The organism is Vibrio coralliirubri (assembly GCF_024347375.1).
GTDB classification, from domain to species: domain Bacteria; phylum Pseudomonadota; class Gammaproteobacteria; order Enterobacterales; family Vibrionaceae; genus Vibrio; species Vibrio coralliirubri.
In genome coordinates this window covers 304072-321863 of sequence record NZ_AP025471.1, presented here as the reverse complement: position 1 = coordinate 321863, position 17792 = coordinate 304072, and the positions used below count along the sequence as shown (strand labels likewise).

At 44.6% G+C, this 17792-nt stretch carries 14 protein-coding genes; 8 read left to right on the top strand and 6 right to left on the bottom strand.

Annotated features, from left to right (window positions below; genetic code table 11):
• Positions 1-11: 11 nt before the first annotated feature.
• Genes OCV20_RS18060 through hisD form a run of 3 tightly spaced genes read right to left on the bottom strand, consistent with a single transcriptional unit; the run spans position 12 to position 3050 of the window.
• Positions 12-1007 (bottom strand): cupin domain-containing protein, encoded by a 996-nt coding sequence (locus OCV20_RS18060; protein WP_086774253.1) that lies wholly within the window; start codon positions 1005-1007, stop codon positions 12-14.
• 17 nt (positions 1008-1024) lie between these two features.
• On the bottom strand, positions 1025-1756 hold the full coding sequence (locus tag OCV20_RS18055) for an SDR family NAD(P)-dependent oxidoreductase (protein ID WP_086774252.1): 732 nt from the start codon (positions 1754-1756) through the stop codon (positions 1025-1027).
• Position 1757: 1 nt separating this feature from the next.
• A complete protein-coding gene (gene hisD / locus OCV20_RS18050) occupies positions 1758-3050 on the bottom strand; it encodes a histidinol dehydrogenase (protein WP_086774251.1) in 1293 nt (430 codons plus the stop codon).
• Between the two features lie 325 nt (positions 3051-3375).
• Here hisD and OCV20_RS18045 point away from each other — a divergent pair, with 325 nt between their 5' ends.
• From OCV20_RS18045 to OCV20_RS18010, 8 genes are all read left to right on the top strand, one after another.
• Positions 3376-4125 carry an HpcH/HpaI aldolase family protein gene (locus OCV20_RS18045; RefSeq protein WP_086774250.1) on the top strand — a complete coding sequence of 250 codons (750 nt, stop codon included), beginning with the start codon at positions 3376-3378 and terminating at the stop codon, positions 4123-4125.
• Positions 4126-4264: 139 nt separating this feature from the next.
• Positions 4265-5227 carry a LacI family DNA-binding transcriptional regulator gene (locus OCV20_RS18040; protein ID WP_086774249.1) on the top strand — a complete coding sequence of 321 codons (963 nt, stop codon included), beginning with the start codon at positions 4265-4267 and terminating at the stop codon, positions 5225-5227.
• A gap of 314 nt (positions 5228-5541) precedes the next feature.
• Positions 5542-6537: a TRAP transporter substrate-binding protein gene (locus tag OCV20_RS18035; RefSeq protein ID WP_086774248.1), complete on the top strand. Its 996-nt coding sequence runs from the start codon at positions 5542-5544 to the stop codon at positions 6535-6537.
• A 168-nt stretch (positions 6538-6705) separates the two neighbouring features.
• Positions 6706-7269: a TRAP transporter small permease gene (locus tag OCV20_RS18030; RefSeq protein WP_086774247.1), complete on the top strand. Its 564-nt coding sequence runs from the start codon at positions 6706-6708 to the stop codon at positions 7267-7269.
• Complete coding sequence (locus OCV20_RS18025) at positions 7266-8546, top strand: TRAP transporter large permease (RefSeq protein WP_050643927.1); 1281 nt, start codon at positions 7266-7268, stop codon at positions 8544-8546. Before OCV20_RS18030 ends, OCV20_RS18025 begins: the two co-directional genes overlap by 4 nt.
• Before the next feature lie 513 nt (positions 8547-9059).
• Entirely contained in the window at positions 9060-10034 is a 975-nt protein-coding gene (locus OCV20_RS18020) for a nuclear transport factor 2 family protein (RefSeq protein WP_086774246.1), read from the top strand.
• Positions 10035-10051: 17 nt separating this feature from the next.
• Entirely contained in the window at positions 10052-11047 is a 996-nt protein-coding gene (locus tag OCV20_RS18015) for a nuclear transport factor 2 family protein (protein ID WP_414503106.1), read from the top strand.
• Positions 11040-12773 (top strand): sodium:solute symporter family transporter, encoded by a 1734-nt coding sequence (locus OCV20_RS18010; RefSeq protein ID WP_017080165.1) that lies wholly within the window; start codon positions 11040-11042, stop codon positions 12771-12773. The genes OCV20_RS18015 and OCV20_RS18010 overlap by 8 nt, the downstream gene beginning before the upstream one ends.
• Before the next feature lie 156 nt (positions 12774-12929).
• On the opposite strand, the gene OCV20_RS18005 is transcribed toward OCV20_RS18010, so the two are convergent.
• The 3 genes from OCV20_RS18005 to OCV20_RS17995 form a co-directional block, all read right to left on the bottom strand.
• Complete coding sequence (locus tag OCV20_RS18005) at positions 12930-13466, bottom strand: RNA-binding S4 domain-containing protein (protein WP_017099343.1); 537 nt, start codon at positions 13464-13466, stop codon at positions 12930-12932.
• 222 nt (positions 13467-13688) lie between these two features.
• On the bottom strand, positions 13689-14468 hold the full coding sequence (locus OCV20_RS18000; RefSeq protein WP_086774244.1) for a hypothetical protein: 780 nt from the start codon (positions 14466-14468) through the stop codon (positions 13689-13691).
• Positions 14469-14666: 198 nt separating this feature from the next.
• Entirely contained in the window at positions 14667-17786 is a 3120-nt protein-coding gene (locus OCV20_RS17995; RefSeq protein ID WP_086774243.1) for an efflux RND transporter permease subunit, read from the bottom strand.
• Between the last annotated feature and the right edge of the window lie 6 nt (positions 17787-17792).

The window sequence follows — 17792 nt, the reverse complement described above, 5'->3', positions numbered from 1 at the left end:
CATTCGTTACCCTATAGAGTTTGTGGCTGATCAGAACCAAGAACAACGTAAGTAAAGCTAGTGCCTCTCAGGTTTTCAAGGCTGTATGACGCGCCATCTGGAACACTGAACACATCGCCAGTGGTCAGCAAGACTTGCGCCTGCTCACCGTCTTGAACGATGTTTAACAATGTATCACCTTCAAAGTTAATCAGTACCTGCTTCTCACTGCGTTTGTGTACTGGGATGCTTGCACCTTCAGTCAACTCATAAGCCATGATACTGACGTCATCAACGCTTTTAACTTGGAAGTCGTAGTCAGATGATGGGTGTCCTGTTAACGCAAACTGTTTAACACCCGTCTTATCAAAATCACCCGAAACCTCTCGATAATCCTTTTTCAGCGCAACAAAAGACATCATCTGTTCAGCCGTGTAAGTATCAAATTTGCTCAACTCTTCGCTCGTTAACAGAGGCATCAGCTCAGACTCATTTGGAATAGCATCACCGTCAATGGTATCAACCAATGTACCGTCTGCTTTTAGGTATAAGCCGTAACCTTGGCTATCCGTAATTACGCTTGGGTGCCAAACCACACCACCACCAGAGTTATCGCCACCTAAAACAGAGTACATAAAGCCGTAATCACGCCCTACTACCTCAAAGCCTCTAAAAAGATTGGTCGGAATAGAGATGACATCACCGTGTGAAAGCACCGCTTCATGTTCACCTTCGTTACCCCAATAGAATCTAAACTGACCTTTGAAGACCACGAACAGTTCGGCAGTATGATGAGAGTGCAGAGAGTTCTTAATGCCAGGGGGCTGACCAGCTGCACCGATGTTAAAACCTGCGGTTTCACGAATATGAACATGCTGACGGCTGCTTTCAGCCACACCAGCACCAATGATGCAGAAGTTATCTTTTAGATCGCTTCCTGGAGTACGCGCATCAATGAAAGCACTTGTACCCGGGATCAGCTCCATGTAACGAACGAGATTATTATTTATTGTATTTTGTAGAGTCATTCTAAATTCCTTCTTACCTAACCTAGCGGCCTGCCACCATCCACTGCGATGGTATTACCCGTTGAAAATGTCAGTAGTTCCGCAGCGGCATAAACAGCGTTGGCAACCTCTTCATCACTGGCTAATCGCTTTAGTGGTGTTGATTGCTCTTGTGCATTACGCCATTCATCATCTAGCCCTTTGACAAATTCGGTATCCACTAAGCCTGGCGCGACAGCGAGCACTCGAATGTCAGGCGACAATGCTCGACCTAATGATCGTGTCATATTCTCGACTGCAGATTTACTCGCACAGTAAGCCACGTTACTGCCCATTGCGGTTTGCGCTGCAATTGAGGTGATGTTGACCACGCAACCTTTAGCGCTACGAAGTAAAGGTTCAAAAGCACGAACCATGGCGAATGGCGCACGAACATTGACGCGGAAGATCTTGTCTATCAACTCATCATTCAAGGATGTTAAGTCATTGTGTGCGACAAACTTTGTCATGCCTGCACAGTTCACTAGCAAATCTAATGAAGCAGACGACTCTTTAACTTGGTCCGCTAATGCGCCAATCGCAGAGCTGTCTTCAACATTCAGTTGATACATTGCATGACCTGAGCCTTGTAAGGTATCTAAGATTGTTTGAGCTGCGCTTTCATTACTGTTGTAGGTAAACACAACGCGGTAACCAGATTGCGCGAGCTTGTGACATATGGCGGCACCAATGCCGCCACTGCCGCCTGTAACTAAGGCGAGTTTTGTCATGTTATGCCTCTACCGATTTTTCTTTGTAACGACGTACACGAATGTCTGCTTGCTCTTTGTGGCCAGCGAAACCTTCTAGTGCACATAGGCGTGAACAGTACTCACCTACTTTTAGCGAAGCTGATTCCGTTACGCGTTGGTAAGTACATGTTTTAATAAATTTACCAACCCACAGACCACCGGTGTAGCGTGCAGCTTTATTCGTTGGCAATGTATGGTTAGTACCGATGCACTTGTCACCGTAAGAAACGTTGGTCTCACGACCTAAGAACAACGCGCCGTAGTTAGTCATGTTATCTAGGAAGTACTTAGGATCTTTTGTCATGACTTGTACGTGTTCAGAAGCAATGTCATCTGCTACTTCAACCATCTCTTCGTAGCTATCACAAACAATAACCTGACCGTAGTTTTCCCAAGCCTTACCAGCTACTTCAGCGGTAGGAAGAATCGTTAGCTGACGTTCAATTTCTTTAACTGTCTCTTCTGCAAAGGTTTCGCTATTCGTTAGCAACACCGCTGGAGAGTTGTAACCGTGCTCAGCTTGACCAAGTAAGTCCGCTGCCGCTAATTCTGGGTCACAGCCCTCTTCGTCAGCAATAACCAATGTTTCTGTTGGACCAGCGAACAAGTCGATACCAACACGACCAAACAATTGACGTTTTGCTTCTGCTACAAATGCGTTACCCGGACCAACGATCATATCTACTGGAGCAATCGTTTCAGTACCAAGCGCCATCGCACCAACGGCTTGTACGCCACCAAAGCAGTAAATCTCATCCGCACCCGCCATCGCCATTGCAGCAACAATCGCCACATTTGGTTGGCCGTTAAAAGGAGGAGCACAAGCTATAACACGTTTCACGCCAGCCACTTTTGCAGTAAGAACACTCATGTGCGCAGAGGCAACCAATGGGTACTTACCACCAGGGATGTAGCAACCAACACTGTTTACCGGAACATTTTTGTGTCCCAGTACGACACCTGGCATGGTTTCTACTTCAACATCGTGCATTGAGTCACGTTGGATTTGAGCGAAGTTGCGAACTTGTGTTTGTGCAAATTCAATGTCGTGTTTGGTTGATTCGTCCAATGCGTCCACACATGCCTGAATTTGGTCATCTGTTAAGCGAAACTGCTCCGGAGACCAGTTATCAAATTTTTCTGAAAGCTCACGTACTGCACTGTCACCTTTCTTTTCAATGTCAGAAAGAATGTTCTCTACCGTTTGGCGCACTTGCGCGTTGTTTGATGCTGATGCTTCTTCAGTGATGCCGTGTTTTAGAATGCGAGCCATGCGTAATTCTCCTTGTGGCGTATGCCTAGTGTTTGCTGATTATTGGTTTTAACAGAGTTTATTCTTTGTTTTTGCATGCTTTTGGATACGAATGCAAAGTAAACATAAACATTTTTTTAACACTTGGCAAATCAAAGATAAAATCAAACAAAAACCACATAAACCTCTGTTAAATAATAATTTTAACCAAAAACACCATCAACACGGCATTCATTAACCGCAAAAAACAATCATATAATGTTGCATTGATCACATAGTTTTTACTCTTTTTTTACAACAACACATGTTAAGTTTTGCATACCTTTGCAATGGAGAGATAAAAGAAATGGATAACTTTAAAAACACACTAAACCACGCAGAACTGCTCGGCACATTTGTCAAAACGCCTCACCCACACATCATTGAAGTGCTTGCGCTAGCAGAACTCCCTTTCATTGTGCTAGACGCGGAACATGCACCTTTTGATCGTTCGACTCTGGATGCTTGTCTACTTGCTGCACGTGCCAACCAACTGCCTTGCGTTGTTCGAGTCCAAGACAGCCACCCATCGACCATATTGAATGCGCTAGATTGCGGGGCGACTGGTATTCAGATCCCACACGTATGCAGTGCAGGACAAGCTGAAAAACTGGTGAAAATGTCTCATTACGGTGAAGGCGGCCGAGGTTATGCCGGTTCAAGCCGAGCAGCAAAATACGCGACCAAACCGATGGCCAACCACTTAGAAGACAGCAAAAATAACACCGTTGTAATTGCGCAAATAGAAGACCCTGAGGGGGTGTTAAATGCTGAATCTATTGCAAAAGTGGAAGGCATTGATGCATTGTTCATCGGACAAGTTGATTTAGCCGTATCTTACGGAGCAGCGAGCGTTAACGAAGAGTGCGTGCGTGAAGCAAGCATCAAGATCATTGAGGCGGCTAAAAAAGCAAACAAACCTGTAGGTATGTTCGTCGCGAATGCTCAGGCTGCGCGTGACTGGAAAGAACTTGGCGTGTCCTTCTTTTGTGTGGGCTCTGAACACAAAATGATCATTGATGGCTTTCGAAATGAGCAAGCCGTCATGAATTCATAATTTTTCTTTGTGATTTCAACGGTTACACGTATTGTAATTATCAAACCAGACTCATTGACTATGACGTTGCGCTTGGATTTATCGCGTTATAAGGAGATTCACCATAAAAGCGAAAGTTACTTCTATTGATGTCGCCAAGATGCTTGGCGTATCTCAATCTACCGTTTCTCGGGCATTTAGCCCGACTGCAAGTATCAGTGAGAAGAAGCGAAAAATGGTGATGGATGCCGCTACCAAGCTTGGCTATACACCCAATGCTATTGCTCGTAGCTTGATTTCTAATCGCTCAGGACTTGTAGCTATCGCACTCGATAGTGAGTCGAACCCAATGTACGACTTGCAATCTCGTGCGCTCGCGATGGAAATTCAAAAGCGTGGCGGTCAAGTTGTACTCTGCCCTATCGACAAAGATGACCTCGATCTCGCTATCTCACGTGCAATTGAGTATCAAGTTGATGGTTTAATCATCGCCACCAGCCGTCTCACCTCCCGAGCATTTGCACAGTGTGAAAAGTTTGGCGTTCACTTAAGCCTCATCAACCGTTATACAGAAAGCATTAATGCGAATAGCGCTGGCTTAGACAACCAGCGAGCTGGCACGCAAGCGGCTGATTATTTACTTGATAAAGGCTACAAACAACTGGCTTATGTCAGTGGTGATGCAGGCTCAATGACCAGCGACAAGCGTTGGTTAGGCTTCTCTGAAACCGCAAAAACACGTGAAGCGGCCTCCCCTATCTTCATCAATGCAAAATACAGTTTTGAAGCAGGATTAGAAGCAGCCAAAGAGCTGATGGAACACACATCAAAACCTGACGCCGTATTCTGTGCCAATGATATTCTTGCAATGGGAGTTATGGATGGTTTGAGAAAGCTTGGATGTAACATCCCACAAGACTTCGCAATTATGGGCGTGGATGATATCCCCATGGCAGCTTGGCCAAGCTATGACCTCACCACCATTGCCCAGCCTATCGATAAAATCGTGAAAAGTGCCGTCGAAGACTTGATGCAACGGATTAACGACAATGAAGATGCGAAGGGCGAGTACCTACTTGAACCCGGCACCATCATAGAACGCGGTAGTACATCATTAAGTTAATAAAGGGGTTGGCTGACATTACCTACACTCAGCCTTACGAAAGTCTCTATTTTCCCATCAATAAAACCCATTCAGTTTAGAGTAGAAGCCCTAATACCATGTTAGGGCTTCTTTCTGTGATCTTGTCTAAAATTTCATCGATTCAAATTAACTTCTTTATCACTTTTATGGATTTGTTATTGACTTGTTAGTTGTGTGTTTATATTTTGGATTCGTATGCAAAAATTAGGATATGAAGTGCGGATAAATAACCCACTGAACAACATGGCTCAAATGAATGCACATAAAAGCCATGTGATGAACAAGGAAGAACGATGAAACGCGCAATCTTTACCTCGATTACTGCCCTCGGCTTAACGCTGTCTAGCATGAATACCTTTGCAAGCAATGTGATCCGCCTTGCTCACGACAGCCAAGAAACATCACCCGTCCATAAAGCAATGCTTCACTTCGAAAAAGAGTTGGAATCTCGCTCTAACGGAGAGCTTGAAGTGGAAATCTACCCTGCCCGTCAACTGGGCGATGTAAGAGAAACCACAGAGCTTGTTCAGCAAGGTAACTTACAGATGACGTTTGGCGCATCGGTGTTACTTTCACCTTACGTACCTGAGTTCAACGTACTTGATGTCTTCTACCTGTTTGAAGACGAAGCGCAAGCACACAAAGCATTGGACAGCGACAAGATCGGCAAACCACTTCTTAATTCAATGGAATCAAAAGGCTTTCATGGCTTAGGTTTCATGGAAGTTGGCTTCCGCAGCATCACCAATAACAAGCAACCGATTAATAGCATTGAAGACTTGAACAGCTTAAAGATTCGTTCAGCGTCTAACCCAACACAAATCAGTGCTTGGAAATCGGTAGGTACGGCACCGACACCGCTTTCTTGGGGTGAGATCTTCACATCACTACAACAAGGCTTAATCAATTCACAAGAAAGCGCGGTTTACTCTATTTACGCTGAGCGTTTTTATGAAGCACAAGAGTACTTATCGCTAACTAACCATATTTACACTAACTACGTGCTATTCATGAATAAAGAGTTCTGGGATTCTCTCCCGAGCGATCAACAAACTCTTATCAATGAAGTGAGCCAAGAAACCATTGCAGTACAGCGTGATCTCGCGGCGAAGCAGAACCAAGAAGTCATTAAAGAGCTTGAAGCCAAAGGCATGACAGTGAATGTGGTACCAACCGACGTTCGAGCTCAGATGAAAGAAAAAATGAATGCCGCCGTTTACCAAGAACTGCGTAGTAAAACAGGTGAAGAACTATTCGATAGCGTGATTACTGAGATTGAGCATCTGTAAATAGCGCCTCGTTTCATCGATTACCTGTCACCGACAAATAATTTTAACGATCTAACCATCGTTATCCCAGGTCTTGAAGGGCATTCTATAAACGAGTGCCCTAAAGCCTATTCTGTCGTGTATTCACTGGCATTCAATGCCCTTTTTAACATCTCCTAGGAGTGACGTATGAAATGGTTTCGCCTGTTCGACCGATACTTCGAACCAACACTTATTGTGTTCTCTATTTCGTTAATGACCGCTTTATTATGCTTACAGATTACATTGCGCCTATTCGACGCCTCAATTGCATGGGCAGAAGAGCTCGCTCGCTATCTTTTCGTTTGGGCAATGTACTTAAGCATCAGCTACTGTATTCGCGATGACCGACATATTCGTATTCGTCTATTCATCGACAAACTACCGGGGAACTTAACCCACTACAGCTTGATCCTTTCAGACCTTATTTATCTAGCTTTCAGTTGTACTGTGGCGTGGTTTGGTTTCAAGGTTATTGGGCGCAGTTTAAAGTTAGGCCAGATAGCGCCAGCAATGGAAATCCCAATCGCATGCTTATACGCATCAGTCCTTGTGTGTGCCGTCTTGAGTTCCATTCGCTTAGTGGTCAGTATCAACAAGCGTATTTCAACCATTGCTTACTCGCCAAAACCCGTTCGACTCACTCAGCATCGTTACCGTCACTTGAAAGCAAAACATCGCACTTCTAATCGTTTGTTGGAGTTAAGCTTATGACCTCTGCTTTGTTATTTGGTAGTTTCGGATTACTGCTTCTTATTGGGGTTCCCGTTGGGATAGCACTTGCTGGCGCAAGCATGCTCGCTATATTGAGCCTCCCCTTCTTAAACGTTGAGTTTTTAGTTCAAGGGTTAGTCACAGGGCTAGATTCATTCCCTCTTCTTGCTGTCGTGTTATTCACGCTTGCTGGTAACTTAATGAGCCAAGGCGGCATATCCAAACGCCTTCTTCATGTTGCTGAAGTCTTCTTTGGTCACTTCACTGGTGGTTTGGGTATTGTCGCAATCGTAGCGTGCATGTTCTTCGCATCGATTTCTGGTACTGGCTCGGCAACCGTTGCGGCTATTGGCTTAACAATGATTCCATCTATGGTCAAAAAGGGCTACGACCGCAGTTTTGCTGGCGCACTTATTGCTTCTTCAGGTGGCATTGGAGTGATTATCCCACCATCTGTGGTAATGATCGTCTACGCAATCACCGCCGAAGTATCCGTCACTAAAATGTTCATGGCAGGAATCGTACCCGGGCTTGTGGTTGGTTTAGTGTTAATCGGCTACTGTTTGATCGTATCCAAAATTCGCGGCTACAAAGGCAACGAAACAAAAGCGACATGGCCGGAGCGAATTACAGCATTAAAAGAAGCGATATGGGCAATGTTACTGCCTGTCATCATTCTTGGTGGTATCTACTCTGGTATCTTCACGCCAACAGAATCAGCCGCTATCGGTGTGTTGTATGGTTTGTTTTTCGGCATGTTTGTTTACAAAGAGTTGGATTATAAAAAGGTCGTGAAGATCATTTTAGAATCCTCGCTACTGGTTGGTGCCGTACTCGTTATTGTTGGCGCTTCGGTCACCTTTGGTCGAATCCTAACGCTTGAACGCCTGCCAACCGAAATCGCACAGTTCATCCTGTCGATTACTGACAACAAGTTACTTATTTTGCTTTGTATCACTGCATTGCTGCTGATTGTTGGCACCTTCATGGAAACGCTCGCTGCGATTGTTATCTTGACCCCAATCCTGTTGCCTATTGTTACAGCATTAGGAATGGACCCAATTCACTTTGGTATCGTCATGATCGTGAACTTGGCCATAGGCTTCGTGACGCCTCCACTCGGCGCCAACCTCTTTATGGCAAGCCAAGTCGGTAATATACCCATTGAATCCTTGTCTCGAGCCATAATAGGATGGATAGGTGCTCTACTCGTGGCTTTAATGATAATCACCTTTATTCCAGCCATATCACTGTTTCTTCCGGAGTTATTGTCTTAAACGTTTCCGGGAACAAAGCCACTTGATATTCACCTTTGAGTGGCTTTTTCAATCCAATCACCCTCAAACTTATTGTTGCATGCGAATTCATTCGTAGTTAAACAATCTTAAACAAATAATTAACAATCAAAGTCAAACTCCATCAAACTAGAATCATTACTCTAAATTCCCTCTCGTCATCACGTCGATATTATAAATCGTCACAGAGCATTATCTGATTTGATACCCACTTCTTCACGATAATTAAATATTAATTAAATACAATAAGTTAAACAACAAAGCACTGCCTTTAAACCCAATTATGTTGTTCATATACACTCGATTAATAATTAATATTCATTCAATTTATTTTAAGAGAGCCGTATTTAGTGAATTGTTAAAAAACAGATCCAACCCACAATAAAGAAACATATGCAATACACCTCATTGACACAATAGCAACAAAGGGCAATATTGGATACGTAACCAAAAACAATTCAATAATGAAACTTTTGACGCATCAGGAGGCGATAAATGGCTATGGTTGGCTTTGATTCTAAATGGCAAGATTTCCCAGACTACATATTAGGTATCACTAAAGAAATTTGGGAAGATCGAGGTCTGAGTACCCTGCATAACTATTACTCACCTGACATTATCGTCCGTACACCACTCTCCATCACAAAGGGAAACGAAAAGGTCATTAGCGCGACCATGGGCACGTTAGCCGAGTTCCCAAACCGTACCTTATTGGGTGAAGACGTTATTTGGTCAGGGACTCCTGAACAAGGCATGCTTTCATCACATCGAATCATTTCAACAGCAACTCATACTAATGATGGCGTGTTTGGTAAAGCCACGAATAAAACACTTAAGTTTCGAATTATCGCAGACTGCCATGCCATCAATAATCAAATCAATGATGAGTGGATGATCCGAGACATCGCTGCGATTGCAAACCAACTGGGTATGACGTCAGAAGAGTATGCCCGTCAACAAATTGAAATAGAGGGTGGCGTTGAACAATGCTCATACCCTTTCACTCCCCAAGACGACATACAAGGCCCTTACCTTGGCGTAGGTAATGACAGTGAATACGGTCAGCGCTATGAAGACATACTGCGACGTGTAATGAATGCTGAGTTCTCTGTAATACCAACAGAATATGACCGCGCATGTATCGGCGAGTACACGGGTGGGCAAACAGCACTCTCTCATAATGAAATAGACCAGTTTTGGATGTCACTGCGCTCTTCATTTCCGAACGCTGAGTTCAAAATTCACCACCGTATTGGTCGCAATGACGAAATGATGTCACCTCGAGCTGCTATTCGTTGGTCGTTGCAAGGTAAGCATGAAGGCTACGGTATGTTTGGAAAGCCAACCGGGAAAGACGTTTACATCATGGGAATCAGCCATGCAGAGTTTGGACCTTGGGGTCTACGCAGAGAGTTTACGCTACTTGATGAAAGTGCGGTCTGGAAACAGATTCTAATCCAAATCGGTTAACTATATAAGGAAGTATTATTTTGAACAGCTTGATTGAGAATTTCTACAAAACCTATTTTAACGCTCACTCATCAGAACGTACTCAAGTAGTCCACGAGATGTTAAATGCTGATGTTAAATGGTGTGTCGCACATCCGATTAATGACGTATCTGGTGTCAAGGCGACCGAGCAAGCATTCTTATTGCCGCTAGTAAACTCACTACCTGATGTTGAACGACGCCCTTCAATCGTTATGCAAGGTGAATACGAAGGCCGCACTTGGGTAAACTCTACGGGTTATTTTGTCGGCACCTTTACACAACCGTTATTTGGTATTCCAGCAACAGGAAAAACGCTCTACTTGCGCTACACCGAAATGGTATGCATCCAAGATGGTCAAATTATTGAATCCTATCTAATCCCTGATTTTATTGATGCAATGAACCAAGCTGGCGTTAATACGTTACGCAAAAGCCTAGGTCATGCTGGATTAGTCCCTGCCCCAGCGACTCAAGATGGCATATATACAGGTAGCGTCGACACTGAAGAGAGTGAGAAAAGCCAAAAGTTAGTGCTAGATATGTTGGCTTGCTTGGGTCGATTTGACGGAAAGCGCCTTGATTCAATGGATCTAGAAAACTACTGGCATGACGATTTCATGTGGTACGGGCCTGCTGCAATTGGTACGACACGTGGAATCCAAGGTTTCAGAGACCACCATCAAGGACCATTTGTATTTGCCTTCCCTGATCGAAGTGTCGATATAGAGCTCAACATTTTGTCCAAAAATGACTACGTATCCACAGGTGGTTGGCCACACATGCACGGTACACATACTGGTAGCAGTGGCTGGTTAGGGTTAGCGCCTACAGGCAAGCACATCGAACTTCGTGTTATGGATATCTGGCGACGCGAAGGAGAATTACTCAAGGAAAATTGGGTCGCTATCGATATCGCACACATACTAAAACAGCTTGGTTACGATCTGTTTGAGCAAATGGATGAACAATTAAAAGGACGTGAGCATGTATGAGTTTGGAGCTTTAAACTGGACAATTCTTGGCACTTATATCGTCCTTACTTTAGTTATGGGTGCACTCGTTGGTAGACGTGTCACTTCCGCTAACCAATTTGCATTAGGCGATAAAAATATTCCATGGTGGGCCATCGGTATTTCCGTTGTGTGTACCTATGTCAGTGCTATGTCTTTCTTAGGTGGACCAGCTTGGTCTTACAAAGAAGGCTTGTCAGTGATCGCTATCCACCTAAACTACCCGTTAGTGATTTTCTTTATCGTTGCTGTGTTTATGCCGTTTTTCTACAACAACGGTCTAACCTCAATTTATGAGTATCAAGAACGACGCTTTGGTAAAGCCTCACGTATCACTCTGTCTTTGATCTTCTTGATTAAACAGGCGATAAGCTCAGCTGCGGTCTTATATGCGACCTCGTTAATCCTCGAATTCATTACAGGCATCGACGTTACTTACTGCATCGTCATTGTCACTGTTATCGCACTGATTTATACCGTAATGGGGGGAATTGCCGCCGTTATTTGGACAGATGTAATCCAAGCGGTCATTCTGTTTCTTGGCGCATTTATCATCATCGAAGCCGTCTGGAATGGCATGCCACAACCCATGACCGAAGTGATGCAAGATCTCAAGTCACAAGGCATGACGAATGCGTTACAAACCAATTTAGATTTGAGCCAAGTTACCACCGTATGGGCTGGCGTTATCGCAATGACAATGTTCCACACCACTGTTTATGGCGGTAACCAAATGATGGTTCAACGCTGTATGGCGGCTAAAAACATGGGTGATGCGAAAAAAGCGATGCTAATGATGGGTTACGTTGCTTTCTTCATCTACTTCGTATTTATCCTATTAGGCGTGTTATTTAACGCTTATTACGATGGTAAAGAGTTCGAAAATGGCAACACCATTATCCTGCACTATGCCAGCGAATATGGTATGCCAGGCTTGATGGGAATCATCGCGGCCGCTATTCTTGCAGCAAGCATGTCTAGTCTAGATTCCGCTTTTAACTCGATGGCTACCGTCTCAGTTTCTGACTTCTACAAACGCTTTTACAAGAAAAACGAGTCAGAGGAACATTACCTCAAAGTATCGCGTTTCTTCACGGTTATGTGGGCGTTATGTATCATCATTCCAGCCTTCATGTTTGCAACCAGCACCGGCTCAGTTTTAGAAATATTAAGTAAAGCAGGTTCCTATTTTGTAGGTGCAAACTTCTGTATGTTCGTGCTTGGTTTTTATTCTAAACATATAACAGAGAAGGGACTATTAATCGGTGTTGCTGCAAGCTTCTTGGCGATTTGGTATGTTGCTGTTGCGACTGATATTGCTTGGCCTTGGTACTGTGTAATCGGTGTGTTAGTCAATGCTACTGTCGCATACGCTGCAAGCTTGTTGCTAACCGGTAAACAGACAGAAATGCACCTCTACACCGTCAAAGGTCAACAAGCAGAATATGCTCGTTTGAACAAACCGATCAAAGAAGATGGTTGGTATGTTGTGCCGGGTAAAGTCGATGCACCTTGTTGGGGACTACTCATCATGTTTGTATTCTCTCTCGTTTTACTTTGGGGAATTAACGAGTTTATTGAGAACGCACCGATGTTGATTAACTTTATCCGAATCTGCTCTGTTATTGTTGCTACAAGCGTCATCGGTTATATGATTTACGCGTTCAAGCGCTCTAAGCAATCAAACAAAGTAGAACAAGTCAGTTAGGGTTCTATTTAAATTCAACCTAGCTCATTCAAAAAAGGCTCACTAAATAGTGAGCCTTTTGATATTTGCTTAACGTAAACCTAGGTCTAACCTTGCTTGCGTTTTGAAAGAATAGCTTTAGATCAGCAGTTTAGAGCTGTACTTTAGAACTATAACTTAGAAGAACTCAATCGAATTACGGCCGCTTTTGTCGTCACGGGTTGGCTTTGGCGTGTCCGCTTTCTTTTTCGGTTTCTTCTCTTTTTTCTCTTTCTTTGGCTCAGCCTTTGCGCTTAGCATTTCTGCTTTGCTTTTCTTAGATTCTTTCTTCTTAGAATCCTTTTTAGACTGACCTTTCTTCGCCTTGTTCTCTTTTTTAGGCGCTTCTTTCTTTTTCGGCTTTTCTAATTCTTCTTGTACTGGCTGATCACACACCACTACATAGTATTCTTGGTTGAATTCAAAAAAGTCGCCATCGTACATTTTACGACGCTTACGCGTTTCCAGCTCACCATTTACCGCTACGTAGCCTTCAGAGATGATGTGTTTAGCTTCACCGCCACCACTCACTAGGTTAGCAATTTTAAACACTTTGTAGAGCTCGATTGGCTGTGATGAAACATCAATACCAATTGCTTCAATTTCTATCTCTTCGCCTTCTTCGCCCAGCTCTTGGCCTTCGTAATCAGCGTCTTCGTAATGTTCTTGGTCCATGGTGACCTCTACCTAAATATGTACTTCTGAAATATTGGGCGCAGTGTAATCTTAAAACAACTAAATGACCATGTTGAATTATGGTTCAAGCATCTAGTTCACTGGATTAAAGCTATCTTTAGCGCCATAAAGCAAAAGAAGAGAACTAACGTCATTAGCTCTCTTCTTATTTAAACCATAGCTCAGTTACCGCTTGTTAGGTCGCTAAACCATTGATAGCTGTTAAAAGAACCACTTCACGCCGACTTCAGCCTTGAGCTCGTAGTCACCTTCTAGCGTAACGCCCGTTGGTAGAGTGACATCTGCAGACGCGTATTGCAGTTTCGTCATTAGCCACTGAGTTCGGTCTTCCTTAATAGGAGCGTTCATCATGATATTGAAAGAAGTCGACTCAAGTTTCACTGTATCGCCAGAAACGTTCATGTATTCAGGCCATGCTTGAACAAACGCGCCAGAATCTCCCATAGGGATGGTGGCAAACAGGTTTAGCATGTAGCCGTCTGCGGTTTCACCAAACACTTCACCGATGGTGTAGTTTACGTTTGGAAACAGCATTGCACCGCCGGTATAAGCAGGGTTGATCAAGCCGATTGCACCGACAGACATCAACGTGTTGTCATCCAAGCCCAGTGCTGAGTTCTTAGTGTGGATGAAGTCTGCCATGAAGCCAACACGTGGCATCAATGAGCTATCAATCGCCGATACTTGGAAATATTGAGCTCGGCTACCAAGGTAATCAACACCCATTGAATCTTTGCCAGGCTTAGCATCGGAGTCGCCAAAGTTACCTTCGATAAAGCCACCGAACTGAGTCGTTTCAGACCATGCTCCTGTTAGCATTGAAGACAAACGGATATCAGCGTCAGAAGTAACAAAAAAAGCCGCTTGCGTATAAACACGAGTTAGATCCGATGGATCAATCACTTGGCTTTCTTCTTCATTCGCAAAAGCAGTACCAGACATTGCAGCGAACATTGAAGCGGTCAGTAATAGTTTTTTCATGTGTAAACCTTATTCTCATTGGAGCCATAGCCGCTTCCGTACTCACATGGCTCATGTTTAATAACTTGGTCAGAGAAATACTCCCTGCCTCCCTCAATTATCAGACGATAAAAACAATCTTTAAAATTCATAACGAGGGGTAAAAACCATCAATAAAGCAACAACACACCTTTGCCGCCACTTTATTGAGGCTATGGGTTACTGTTGTTTCGTTTTCAGTTTTTCACGAAGCGTTTGGAAAATGGCATAGAAGCCAGGAGTCATCATCGAACCGACTCCCAGCACCATCAACATGCCACCCAGTAGTGCCAATCCAGTGGTGTTCTGAGAGATAGCTCCTGCACCATTGGCAAACACCAAAGGCAAGATGCCAAGAATGAATGACCATGACGTCATGTTTACGGCTCTAAAACGCATCTTGCCGCCTTGAATCGCTGCCTCTTCGATACTTAAACCTTGAGTTTCACGCTTCAGCTTTGAGAACTCGACCATCAAAATCGCGTTCTTGGCTGCAAGGGAAATTAATAGAATCAAGCCAATTTGACCGTAGATAGACAAGGCTTGCCCACCCGCTAATAGCGCCGCGAAGGTACCCACAGCAGCGGTTGGAGCCACAATGATGATCGCAGTAGGCAGAGCCCACGATTCGTACTGAGCTACAAGGAACAAGTAGATGAATACCAGTGCTAAAACCAGAGCGATTTGAGCCGTGTTCCCCGCCAACTTCTCTTGATAAGCCATGTTCGTCCACTCATAGGTGTAACCCTGAGTTAAAACTTCCTCGGCAATGCGCTCCATTGCATCAATCGCTTCACCAGATGAGTAACCTGGAGCTGGATTTAGCTGCAAACGTGCCGCAGGTAACATGTTGTAGCTTGTGACGAGATCAGGCTCTAATGTCGGTTCAATCGTTGCGACAGCAGACAGCGGAACTTGCTCGCCAAGCGCCGACGGGACATGTATGCGTAACACATCAGATAGATCATTTCGTTGTTCCCCTTTAGCTTGAACAAAAACTCGGTAGCTTCTTCCGTTTAGGGCAAAGTCATTAACGTATGAAGACGCCAAATGTGTCGCCATCGCATCGTTAATTGCACTGAGTGGTACGCCTAACTGACGCGCTTTCTCGCGATCAATTTCGACGTTGTAATGTGGAACATTTGCACGATAAGTCGTCATCGCATTGGTGATTTCTGGCGTTTGATTTGCCGCTGCCATCATCGCGTAAGTCACTTGCGCGAGTTCTTGAGCAGTGCGGCCAGACGTGTCTTGCACCATAAACTCAAGTGCATCACCGATACCAATACCTGGAATAGGTGGTAGACCCATCGCGATGCTCATCGACTTATCAATGCCATACAATTGCATGTTGATGCGCTGGGCGACCGCAGCTTGTGTATGGTCACCATCCATTGCAAGACGCTCACCCCAGTCTTTCAAATTGACAAACATGGTCGCTGAGTTAGCGGCAACACCGCCGGTCAGAGCATTGAAACCAATCGCACCTGCGAAATCTTCAATTGCTGGGTCTTGGTTTAATACCGCTTCAGCTTGACGGATCAAGTCATGAGTACGCTCTTTCGACGCGTTATCAGGCAAGAACATAGCGAGCGCCAACACGCCTTTGTCTTCAGCTGGAACAAATGCCGTCGGTAGCTTGTCATTCATCACAACCATGGCAGCAATAGCCACTGCGAACGAAACCAAAAGCACTGCTGATTTGCGAACCAATAAAGACACTGCTTTGCCGTAAGCCGTCGTCACTTTGTCGAACATTGCATTGAATGCGACAAACCACTTAGCAGGCTTAGGATTGCGCTTCATAACCATTGCACATAGTGCAGGTGACAAAGTGAGTGCATTGATAGCGGATAGCACCAAAGCGATACAGATGGTGATAGAGAACTGAGCAAACATCAGCCCCGTAATACCTGGCAGCAATGCCACAGGAATAAACACCGCAAGCATGACCAATGTTGACGCGACAATCGGGCCGGTGACTTCTTTCATCGCTCGATTGGTGGCTTCTTTGGCATCAATGGTTTGGTTTTCATTGAGAATGCGTTCTACGTTCTCAACCACCAAAATGGCATTGTCCACCACGATACCAATCGCCAGAATCAAGCCAAATAAGGTAACGGTATTGATACTAAAGCCACCCATTTGCATGAAAGCAAAAGTACCAATCAAAGACACAGGAATCGCAACCACAGGTGCAAGTGTTGTTCTGACATTACCTAAGAACAGGTAAGTCACCGCAATAACAAGCCCGACAGCAACAATCAAGGTTTCAACGATACTGCGAATAGACGCTTCAACCGATAAGGTGGTGTCGTATGGGATCGCGTAAGTCATACCGGCAGGCATGATGCTTTCGATGTCTTCCAATACCGATTTAACCGCAGCGCCTGTTTCCAAAGCGTTGGCATCTGGGTTAGCCTGCATTGCAACTAGAGCAGCATCTCCGCCATTGTAGGTTGCGTAGGCATCATAGAATTGGCTGCCAATCTCCACGTTAGATACGTCTTTCAGATAGATTTGATTGCCGTCTGCTAACGTTTTTACAATGATTTGTTCAAACTCTTCTGCACTCGACAGTCGACCTTGTGTGATCAAGTTAAACTGCAATGCGGCATTTTCACGACTTGGACCTTGGCCAATTCGCCCTGCTGGCACTACTGCATTTTGTTCACGAATGGCGTTCTTCACATCAAATGTCGTGACACCCAGTGACGCCATGCGGTCCATATCGAGCCACACGCGCATACCATAGGTCGCACCGATCAAATCGCTGCTTGCTAAGCCAGAGATACGAGCGATACGCTCCATGAAGTTTGCTTCAACCCAGCTGTTAAGCTCTAGCTCTGACATCGATTGGTCTTCAGAGTAGAAAGCAATCGCGAGCAAATCATCCGGCGCGGCTTTACGAATACGCACACCACGAGCACGAACTTCAAACGGCAGCATGTTTTCAGCAACGGCAACGCGGTTAGATACGTTAACCATCGCCATATCGGCGTCAACGCTGTTATCAAAGGTAATGTTTAAGAAGTAACGGCCATCGTTGGTTGAACGTGACTGCATGTAAACCATGCCATCAACACCGTTCACTTCCTCTTCGATTGGATTACCAATCACCTCTTTTACGGTTTCAGCACTGGCGCCCGGCATGAACGCGACGACACGAACTTGTGGAGGCGTCACGCTTGGGTACTCTGAAATCGGCATGGTTTTAATCGCAATCAAGCCAATCAAGGTCAGGAAGATCGAGATAACAAACGCAAATTTCGGTCGGTTGATAAAAAATTTACTGAGCATAATCTA

Bases quoted from the DNA above. Each gene is read 5' to 3' on its own strand.
- OCV20_RS18060 (WP_086774253.1), bottom strand. From the start codon at position 1,007: ATGACTCTACAAAATACAATAAATAATAATCTCGTTCGTTACATGGAG.
- OCV20_RS18055 (WP_086774252.1), bottom strand. From the start codon at position 1,756: ATGACAAAACTCGCCTTAGTTACAGGCGGCAGTGGCGGCATTGGTGCC.
- hisD (WP_086774251.1), bottom strand. From the start codon at position 3,050: ATGGCTCGCATTCTAAAACACGGCATCACTGAAGAAGCATCAGCATCA.
- OCV20_RS18045 (WP_086774250.1), top strand. From the start codon at position 3,376: ATGGATAACTTTAAAAACACACTAAACCACGCAGAACTGCTCGGCACA.
- OCV20_RS18040 (WP_086774249.1), top strand. From the start codon at position 4,265: ATGCTTGGCGTATCTCAATCTACCGTTTCTCGGGCATTTAGCCCGACT.
- OCV20_RS18035 (WP_086774248.1), top strand. From the start codon at position 5,542: ATGAAACGCGCAATCTTTACCTCGATTACTGCCCTCGGCTTAACGCTG.
- OCV20_RS18030 (WP_086774247.1), top strand. From the start codon at position 6,706: ATGAAATGGTTTCGCCTGTTCGACCGATACTTCGAACCAACACTTATT.
- OCV20_RS18025 (WP_050643927.1), top strand. From the start codon at position 7,266: ATGACCTCTGCTTTGTTATTTGGTAGTTTCGGATTACTGCTTCTTATT.
- OCV20_RS18020 (WP_086774246.1), top strand. From the start codon at position 9,060: ATGGCTATGGTTGGCTTTGATTCTAAATGGCAAGATTTCCCAGACTAC.
- OCV20_RS18010 (WP_017080165.1), top strand. From the start codon at position 11,040: ATGTATGAGTTTGGAGCTTTAAACTGGACAATTCTTGGCACTTATATC.
- OCV20_RS18005 (WP_017099343.1), bottom strand. From the start codon at position 13,466: ATGGACCAAGAACATTACGAAGACGCTGATTACGAAGGCCAAGAGCTG.
- OCV20_RS18000 (WP_086774244.1), bottom strand. From the start codon at position 14,468: ATGAAAAAACTATTACTGACCGCTTCAATGTTCGCTGCAATGTCTGGT.
- OCV20_RS17995 (WP_086774243.1), bottom strand. From the start codon at position 17,786: ATGCTCAGTAAATTTTTTATCAACCGACCGAAATTTGCGTTTGTTATC.